Here is a 10,022-nt window from a genome sequence, read left to right as displayed (position 1 = left end):
TTCCCCTGGCTGTTGCACGGCAGTTGTGGCTAGTCGGACTCCGGCGCGCCCAGTTCCTTCTCCACCAGCTCGAACATCTCGTCGTCGGAGGCCAGGTCGAGGTCCTCGCCTGCCGCCGTCGGGTCGTCCTCGTCCCCGGCCCTGAGGTCCAGGAGCAGTTCCTCCAGGCGTTCGACGACCGCGGACCGCTCCGCTCCGTCGCGCGGGCCCGACCGCAGGGCGGATTCGAGCCGTTCCAGCTCGGCCAGGGCGGAGGCGTCCTCGGTGCCGGCGCCGGTGAGTTCGCGGCGCAGCAGCGTGGCGATGTCGGCGGCGGTGGGGTGGTCGAAGACGAGCGTCGAGGGCAGCCGCAGTCCGGTCGCGGCGCCGAGGCGGTCGCGCAGTTCGACGGCGGTCAGCGAGTCGATGCCGAGGTCGCGGAAGGGCCGGCCGGGGTGGACCGCCTCGGGGCCGGGGTGGCCGAGGACGGCGGCGGCCTCGGCCCGGACCAGGTCGGCGAGGGTGCGGTCCTGGTCGGCGGGGTTCAACCGGGTCAGCCGGGCGGCGAGTTCGGCCGCGGCCTGCTGGATCGCGGCGCCGGTGCCCGGCGCGGCCGGGTCGGCGGTCAGGGCCTGCCGGACCTGGGGCAGGTCGCCAAGCAGCGGGCTGGGGCGGCGCAGCGTGAACGCGGGGGCGAAGCGGTTCCAGTCGACGTCGGCGACGGTGATCGGGCCCTCGTCGCCGTCGATGGCCTGGGCGAGTGCGGCGACGGCGAGTTCGGGGGCCATCGGGCGCAGGCCGGAGCGCTCCAGCCAGTCGCGGCTGTCGTGGGCGCCCATGCCGGCGCCGTCCCACAGGCCCCAGGCGACGCACTGTGCGGCCTGGCCGCGTGACCTGCGCTGCTCGGTGAGGGCGTCGAGGTAGGCGTTGGCGGCGGCGTAGCCGGGCTGGCGGCCGCTCCCCCAGGTCGCGGAGATCGAGGAGAACAGCACGAACCGGTCGAGGTCCAGGGTGCGGGTGAGGTCGTCGAGGTGGGCGGCGCCGGCGACCTTGGCCGCGAGGACGTCGGCGAGTTCGTCGACGGTGGTGTCGTCCAGGGCGGTGCTCTGGCCGGTGCCCGCGGCGTGCAGGACCGCGCGCAGCGGGGTGCCGTCCAGGGCGATCCGGTCGAGCAGGCCGGTGGCCTGGGAGCGGCGGGCGATGTCGCAGGCGAGGACCTGGACCGAGGTGCCGTCCTGGGCGAGTCCGGCGGCGAGGTCGGCGGCGCCGTCGGCCGCGGGGCCGGACCGGCTGGTGAGGACCAGGTCGGCGGGGCCGCGGCCGGCTGCCCACCGGGCGACCTGGGCGCCGATCCCGCCGGTGCCGCCGGTGATGAGCACGGTGCCGTCCGGTCGCCACGGGCGGGCCGCGCGGGACGGGCCGGCGGCGGTGACGCGGCGGGCGAGCGTGGCGGTCGGGCGGATGGCGACCTGGTCCTCGGTGCCGGTGGCGAGGACCGCGGCCAGGCGCGCGCCGGTGAGGTCGTCGGGTTCGGCGGGCAGGTCGACCAACCCGCCCCAGCGGTCGGGGTGTTCGAGGGCGACGACGCGGCCGAGGCCCCATAGCTGGGCCTGGACGGGGTCGATGGCCGGGTCGGCGTCGAGGTCGGTGTCGAGGCGGGTGGTGCGGGCGGGGTCCGGTTGGTGGGCCGGGCCGGTGGTGTGCGGGCCGGTGGTGTGCGGGTGGGTGGCGACGGCTCCTGAGGTCACCAGCCACAGCGGCGCGGTGACGTCCGCGTCGCCGAGGGCCTGGACCAGTGTCTGGCTGGTGGCCAGCCCGCGCGTGACCGCGGGGTGGTGCGCGGTCGGCTGCCCGTCGAGAGCCAAGAACGACACCACCCCCGCTACCGGGGCCGCGACCCGCGGTCCCTCTTCCGTTCCGCTTCCTGACCCGCCGAACTCCCCGGCGGACGCCGGTCCGCGGGCGATCGCGCCGAGCCGGGTGGCCAGGGCCGACCGGTCCACCTCGGACACCGGCACTTCAACCGCCTCGATCTCGGCACCATGAACCGCCAGTGCCGCGACACACCTGCGGACCAGCTCGGAGCCACCATGCCCGGCGGGTACCACCGCAAGCCAGCGTCCGTTCAACTGAGACGGCGCCGGCCCGCTGCCGGGCGCGGTCTCGGGGACCACCGTCCAGGCCACCCGGTACCGCCAGCCGGCCGTCAGGGCCTGCGAACGCTCGCGTCGGCGCCATGCGGCGAGGGCGGGCAGCGCCTCGCGCAGCGGTCGGTCGGCGTCGACGGCGCCGCCGGTGTCCAAGTGCAGTGCGGCGGCGAGGGCGTGCGGGTCGCCGTCCTCGACCGCGGCCCAGAACGCGGTCTCCGCGGGCGACCCGGTGCCGGGTGCGGCGACGGTGGACCGGTCGGGGGCCGGTTCCGGCCAGAACGCCTGGCGCTGGAAGGCGTAGGTGGGCAGTTCCACGCGCCGGCCGGCCGGCAGGACCGCGGTCCAGTCGACGGGCACGCCGCGCACGTGGGCGGCGGCCAGCGAGGCCAGCAGCCGGGCCGGGCCGCCGGCGTCGCGCCGCAGGGTGCCGGTGACGACCGGGGCGGGGCCGCCGGCGGTGTCCTCGACGGTGCTGCTGATCGCGCCGACGAGCACCGGGTGCGGGGAGACCTCGACGTAGACGCCGTGGCCGGTGGCGGCGAGGGCGGTGACCGCGTCGGCGAAGCGCACCGGGGCGCGCAGGCTCGCGTACCAGTAGGCGGCGTCCAGGGTGGTGCCGTCGACGGGTTCGGCGGTCGTCGCGGAGATCATCGGGATGTCTCCGGCGGCGGGCGTGAGGGGCGCCAGGTCGGCGAGGAGGCGGTCGGCGACCGGTTCGACGGCGGCGCTGTGCGAGGCGTAGTCGATCGGCACCCGCTGGGTGCGCACCGCGTCCGCGGCGCACGCGGCCTCCAGCGCGGTGAGGGCGTCGAGGTCCCCGGAGACGACGGTGGCGGCGGGGCTGTTGACCACCGAGACGCCGACGCGCCCGGCGTACGGCTCCAGGCGGGCGAGCACGTCCTGTTCGGGCTCGGCGATCGACAGCATGCCGCCCCGGCCGGACAGCGCCGTCAGGGCGCGGCTGCGGCGCGCGACCAGGAGTGCCGCGTCGTCGAGCGACAGGATGCCGGCGACGGTGGCGGCGGCGATCTCGCCCTGCGAGTGGCCGAGCACCGCGTCGGGGACGACGCCGGCGGCCTGCCAGAGGGCGGCGAGCGAGACGGTCACCGCCCACAGCACGGGTTGCAGGACGTCCTCGCGTTCCAGGTCGACGCGGCCGGCCGTCAGGTCGTCGAGGGTCCAGGTCGTGTGGGGGGCCAGCGCGCGGCCGCACTCGGCCAGGCGGGCCGCGAACAGCGGGCTGGCCGCGGCCAGTTCCCGGCCCATGCCGGCCCACTGGCTGCCGTGGCCGGGGAAGACGAACACGACCCGGCCGGGGTCGCCGTCCACGGGGGCCGCGCCGGCCACCACGCCGGCCGCGGGCTCTCCGACGGCGACCGAGGCGAGCGCGGCCAGCAGGTCCCTGCGGCCGGCGGCGGTGACCACCGCGCGGTGCTCGAAGAGCGAGCGGGTCGTGGCGAGCGACCAGGCGACGTCCGCGGGGGCCGGTTCCGGTCGGGCTGCGAGGTGTTCGCGCAGCCGGCCGGCCTGGCCGGCCAGCGCCTGGCCGGTGCGCGCCGAGATGGTCCACGCCGACAGTTCCACGTCGGGTGCGAGCACCGGCTCCGCGGGTCCGGGTCGGTCCTGCGCGGTCCGCCCGGCTCCGCGGTCCGTCGCGACGCGGGTGTCCCCGGAGTCCCTGCCGCCGTCGGCCGCGCCTTCCCGGTACGGAAGCGGTGCACCGGTCCCGGTGTCGTCGGGGCCGCTCGCGGTGGGCGGTTCCTGGAGGATGACGTGGGCGTTGGTGCCGGAGATGCCGAACGCCGACACGCCCGCGCGCCGCGGTTCTCCGCCGGGGACGGCCGGCCAAGCGACGGGTTCGGTGGCCAGGCGGACCTGGCCGTCCTCCCAGTCCACGTGCGTGGACGGCTCGTCCGCGTGCAGCGTGGCGGGCACGACCTGGTGGGTCAGCGCGAGAACGGCCTTGATGACACCGGCGATGCCGGCGGCCTGCTGCGCGTGGCCGATGTTGGACTTGACCGACCCGAGCCACAGGGGCCGTTCCGGCGTGCGCTGCCGTCCGTAGGTGGCGAGCAGGGCCTGTGCCTCGATGGGGTCGCCCAGTTCGGTGCCGGTGCCATGCGCCTCGACCACGTCGACCTGCCCGGCGGACAGGCCCGCGCCGGCCAGCGCGGCACGGATGACGCGCTGTTGGGAGGGTCCGTTGGGGGCGGTCAGGCCGTTGGACGCGCCGTCCTGGTTCACCGCGGAGCCGGCGACCACCGCGAGTACCGTACGGCCCGCGCGCCGCGCGTCCGACAGCCGCTCGACGACGACCATGCCCGCGCCCTCGGCCAGGGCCATGCCGTCCGCGCCCTCGGCGAACGCCTTGCAGCGGCCGTCGGCGGCCAGCGCGCCCTGCTGGGTGAACCCGACGAACTCCTCGGGGGAGGTGATCACGGTGACGCCCCCGGCCAGGGCCATCGAGCACTCCCCGGCCCGGACCGCCTGCGCGGCCAGGTGGAGCGCGACCAGTGAGGAGGAGCACGCGGTGTCGAGCGTGACCGCCGGTCCTTCGAGGCCCAGCACGTACGACACCCGGCCGGAGATGACGCTCAGCGCGTTGCCCGTCACCAGGTGCCCCTCGGCGCCCTCCTGGCCGACCGCTCCCGCGTAGCCGGACGCGGTCGCGCCCGCGAAGACGCCGACGGAGCGGCCCCGCAGGGTGGTCGGGTCGATGCCGGCGCGTTCCAGGGCCTCCCAGGAGACCTCCAGCAGCAGCCGCTGCTGGGGGTCCATCGTCAGCGCCTCGCGCGGCGAGATCCCGAAGAACCCGGGGTCGAAGTCCGCCACGCCGGTGACGAAACCGCCGCGGGACACGGAGGACGTCCCGGCGCGGTCCGGGCCGGAGCCGAGCAGCCGGTCGAGGTCCCAGCCGCGGTCGGCGGGGAACTCCCCGGTGGCGTCGCCGCCCGCGGCGAGCAGGTCCCACAGCAGGTCCGGGGACGTCACGCCGCCCGGCAGCCGGCAGCCCATGCCGGTGACGACCACCGGGTCGTCGTCCGGGCGGCCCGCCGCCGGCGCATCGGCCCCGGACACGGCGCCCTGCTCGCCGCCGCCGGGCAGGAAGGAGAGCACGTGCCGCGCCAGAATCCGCGGTGACGGGTAGTCGAAGACCACCGTGGACGGCAGCCGCAGCCCCGTCGCACCGTTGATCCGCGTCCGCAGCTCCACCGCCGTCAACGAGTCGAAGCCCAGGTCGCGGAAGGCGCGACCCGCGCCGACCTCCGACGCGTTCTCATGCCCCAGCACCGCGGCCGCGTGCGACCGCACCAGCTCCACCACTGCCCGCTCCCGGCCGGCCGCGTCCAACCCCGCCACCAGACCGGCCAGACCGGACGGCCCCGCCTGGTCCGCCGGGCCGTCGGCGTCGGCCGAGGTCCCGGCCCGGTCCTGTCGGGCGACCTCGTCCGCGAGGACGTCCAGCAGGCGCCAGCGCCGGGCCGCGGTGAAGACCGGTACGAAGCGCGCCCAGTCCACGTCGGCCACCGCCACGAACGGCTCGCGGGCGCCGATCGCCCGGTCCAGCGCGTCCAGGGCCAGGGCGGGGTCCAGGAACCGCATGCCCTGGCGGCGCAGCCGTGCCGGGGAGATGCTCGACGGCAGGCCGGCGTCCTGGCCGACCCACTCCCCCGCGTCCCACACGCCCCACGCGACCGTGGTCGCGGGCAGCCCGCGGGCGCGCCGGTGGCCGGCGAGGACGTCGAGGTGCGCGTTGGCGGCCGCGTAGGCCGCGTGCTCGCTGCTGCCCCAGGTGGCCGCGATCGAGGAGAACAGCACGAAGGCGTCGAGGCCGGCGTCCGCGGTCAACTCGTCCAGCCAGCGTGCTCCGGCCACCTTGCCGCCCAGCGCGACGGCAAGGTCCTCGGTGCCGGTGGCCTCCAGCGACATCAGGTCGCCCGCGACGGCCGCGTGCACCACCGCCGACAGGCGCGGTCCGCCGCTGCCGATCCGCTCCAGCAGCCCGGCGACCTGGTCCCGCCGGGACACGTCGCACGCGAGCACGCCGACGTCGCTGCCCGCCTCGGCGAGCCCGGCCGCCAGCGCCCCCATCCCGGCGACGTTCGCGCCGCGCCGCGTCGTCAGGACCAGCCGGGGCGCGCCCCGCCCGGCCAGCCAGTGCGCCAGGTGCGGGCCGATCGCGCCGCTGGCGCCGGTCACCAGCACGGTGCCCGACGGCGTCCAGGGCCGCTCGGGGCGGCGGGGCGGCGACGCGCGGACCAGACGGCGGGCGAGGACCCCGCTCGGCCGGATCGCGAGTTCGTCCTCGCCGCTCCCGGCCAGTGCGAAGGCGAACCGTTCCGCCGCCGCCTCGTCCCATTCCTGCGGGAGGTCGATCAGGCCGCCCCAGCGGTCCGGGTGCTCCAGTCCGGCCACGCGGCCGAGGCCCCACGTCTGGGCCTGGACCAGGTGCCGGGCCGCCCCGGTCCCGGCGGGCGCCACCGCGCCGGACGTCACCATCCACAGCGGCGCGCCGATCCCGGCGTCGCCGAGGGCCTGCACCAGCGCGAGTGATCCGGCCAGCCCGCGCGAGACCAGCGGCAGATCCTTCCTGGGCTCCTCGTCCAGCGCGAGCAGCGACACCACTCCGGCAACCTCGCGGCCGGCGGACTCCGCGACCAGCCGGGCCAGTTGCGCGCGGGTCACGTCCCCGGTGCCGGTCTCGACGACGGCCACCTCCGCCCCGGCGGCGGCCAGCGCGCGCGTGCACGCACCGACCGGCTCCTGCGGGCCGGCGCCGGTCGTGACGACCAGCCAGGTGCCGGTCAGGGACGCCCGACCGCTCCCGGACACCGGCACCCACGACTCGCGGTACCACCACGACCCGGTGGCGTCCCGCGCCCGCGCCCCCGCGAGCGCGCCGCCCTCAAGGGCACCCTTCGGCCAGTAGCGCTGCCGTTGGAAGGCGTACGTCGGCAGGTCCACCCGCTCGCCCGCCGGCAGCACCGCCGACCAGTCCACGGCCACCCCGCGCACGTACGCCTCCGCGAACGACGCCAACAGCCGCGCCGCACCACCCTCGTCACGCCGCAACGTCCCGGTCACCACCGGCCCGCCGCCCTCGCCCGGGCCGTCGCCTTCGGGGACCGCCGCCTCCACCGTGTCCGTGACGGCGGCGGTCAACACGGGATGGGGGGAGGTCTCCACGAACACGGAGTGCCCCTCACCCGCCAACGCGGTGACGGCATCACTGAACCGCACCGTCGCCCGCAAACTGTCGTACCAGTAGCCCGCGTCCATCGCCGAACCGTCGATCACCCCACCCGTCAACGACGACACCACCGGCACCCGCCCCACCCGCGGAGCCACACCAGCCAGCGCCGACCGGATCCCGGCCTCCAACTCCTCCACCTGCGGCGAATGCGACGCGTAATCCACGGGGAGGACCCGAGCCCGTACGCCGTCCGCCTCACAGGCCGCCGCCAACTCCTCCAACGCGACCGGCTCACCCGACACCACCGTCGCCGCAGGCCCGTTGAGAGCAGCGACCGACACCCGCTCGCCATACGACGCGATACGGTCCCGCACCGCGGCCTCCCCGGCCGCGATGGACAGCATCCCGCCACGCCCCGCCAGCCCACGCAACGCCTGACTCCGCAAGGCGACGACCCGCGCACCGTCCTCCAACGACAGCACGCCCGCGACCACCGCAGCCGCGATCTCCCCCTGCGAATGGCCCACCACCGCATCCGGCGCCACCCCGGCCGCCTCCCACACCGCCGCCAACGACACCATCACCGCCCACAACGCCGGCTGCACCACATCCACCCGGTTGAAACCAGGCGCACCCGACCCACCCGCCAACACCTCACGCAACGACCAGTCCACAAAGGGAGCGAGGGCCGTCTCGCACTCGGCCAACCGCGCCCCGAACACCGGACTCACCCCGGCCAGTTCGGCACCCATCCCCACCCACTGACTCCCCTGACCCGGGAACACGAACACCACCCGGCCGGGGTCGGTCCCCGGGAGTTCCCCGGAGACGACGTCCGCCGCCGGCTCGCCCGCCGCGACGGCCGCCAGGCCCGCGAGCAGTTCCCCGTGCCCGGTTCCGGTCACCACCGCGCGGTGCTCGAACGCCGACCGCGTCGTCGCCAGCGACCACGCCACGTCCGCCGCCGCCACGTCCGGCCGTTCCAGGGCGAACGCCCGCAGCCGGGCCGCCTGCGCGAGCAGGGCCGCGGAGGTGCGGCCCGACACCGGCCACGCGACGGTGGCGGCCGGGCCGCCCGCGCCGCCCAGCACCTCCGGCGAGCGCTCCGGCCGCCCCCCGCCGTCCGCCGCGGCGGCCTCCACCGCGTGTGCCTCGGGGGCGCCGGAGCCCTCGCCAGAGCTCTCGCCGGAGCCCACCCCGTCGTCGTCGGAGCCCTCGTCGTCGTCGCTCCCGGGGGCGGGAGCCTCCTCCAGGATGACGTGCGCGTTGGTGCCGCTGACCCCGAAGGCCGAGACGCCGGCCCGCTTCGGGTGGTCGGTCTCGGGCCACGGCATCGGCTCGGCCAGCCCGGACAGCAGGGACACGCTGCCGGCCGACCAGTCGACGTGGGACGACGGCTCGTCCACGTGCAGGGTGCCGGGCAGCGCCGCGTGCCGCAGCGCCTGCACCATCTTGATCACGCCGGTGACGCCTGCCGCGGCCTGCGCGTGGCCGATGTTGGACTTCACCGAACCGAGCCACAACGGGCTGTCCTCGGGCCGCCCTTGGCCGTAGGTCGCCAGCAGCGCCTGCGCCTCGATCGGGTCGCCCAGCGTGGTGCCGGTGCCGTGGGCCTCCACGGCGTCGACCTGGTCGGCGCCGAGCCGGGCGTTGGCGAGCGCGGCGCGGATGACGCGCTGCTGGGCGGGGCCGTTGGGCGCGGTCAGACCGTTGGACGCGCCGTCCTGGTTCACCGCGGAGCCCGCGACCAGGGCGAGCACCCGGTGCCCGTGGCGGCGGGCGTCCGACAGGCGCTCGACCACGACGATGCCCGCGCCCTCGGCCCAGCCGATGCCGTCGGCGGAGTCCGCGAAGGACTTGCAGCGGCCGTCGGCGGCCATGCCGCCCTGCTTGCCGAACTCGGCGTAGGCGCCCGGGTCGGCCATGACCGCGACGCCGCCGGCCAGCGCCATGTCGCACTCGCCGTCGCGTACGGCCTGGCAGGCCAGGTGCAGGGCGACCAGCGACGACGAGCAGGCGGTGTCGATGGTGACGGCGGGGCCCTCCAGCCCCAGGACGTAGGACACCCGCCCGGAGATCGCGCTGCCCGCCTGGCCGGTGAGGCCGAACCCGTCGGAGCCGCCGTCGCCTCCGGACAGGATCGCGAGCGCGAGGCCGTAGCCCGAGAAGGAGGCACCCGCGTAGACGCCGGTCCGCGAGCCGCGCAGCGTGCGGGGGTCGAGGCCGGCGCGCTCCAGCGCCTCCCAGGAGACCTCCAGCAGCAGGCGCTGCTGCGGGTCCATCGCCTGGGCCTCGCGGGGGCTGATGCCGAAGAAGCCGGCGTCGAACTCGGTGGCGTCGTGGACGAACCCGCCCTGGCGCCTGCCCTCCGGGTCCGGTTCGAGGCCGTACAGCTCCTCGACGAGGTCCCAGCCCCGGTCGGTGGGGAGCGCCGCGACGGCGTCGGTACCGGAGGCGACCAGTTCCCAGAGCCCTTCGGGGTCGTGGACGCCGCCGGGCAGGCGGCAGCTCATCCCGACGATCGCCAGCGGCTCGTGACGGCGTTCCTCCACCTCGCGCAGGTGTTCACGCGTCTCGTGCAGGTTCGTGGTCACCCACTTGAGGTAGTCGCGCAGAGCCTCTTCGTTTGCCACCGCAGCCTCGCTCGTCAGACGGTCTCTGGACGTTTCGCATCGGTCGGACCGGTGGGGCCACCGGTC

At 76.5% G+C, this 10,022-nt stretch carries 1 protein-coding gene; it reads right to left on the bottom strand.

What is annotated here, in order from left to right:
• Window positions 1-29 precede the first annotated feature (29 nt).
• Window positions 30-9,956 carry a type I polyketide synthase gene (locus RVR_RS36030; RefSeq protein WP_202238202.1) on the bottom strand — a complete coding sequence of 3,309 codons (9,927 nt, stop codon included), beginning with the start codon at window positions 9,954-9,956 and terminating at the stop codon, window positions 30-32.
• Between the last annotated feature and the right edge of the window lie 66 nt (window positions 9,957-10,022).

The organism is Streptomyces sp. SN-593, assembly GCF_016756395.1.
Classification (GTDB): domain Bacteria; phylum Actinomycetota; class Actinomycetes; order Streptomycetales; family Streptomycetaceae; genus Actinacidiphila; species Actinacidiphila reveromycinica.
The sequence above is the reverse complement of the archived record's forward strand: the minus strand, read 5'-3'. Positions and strand labels throughout refer to the sequence as shown.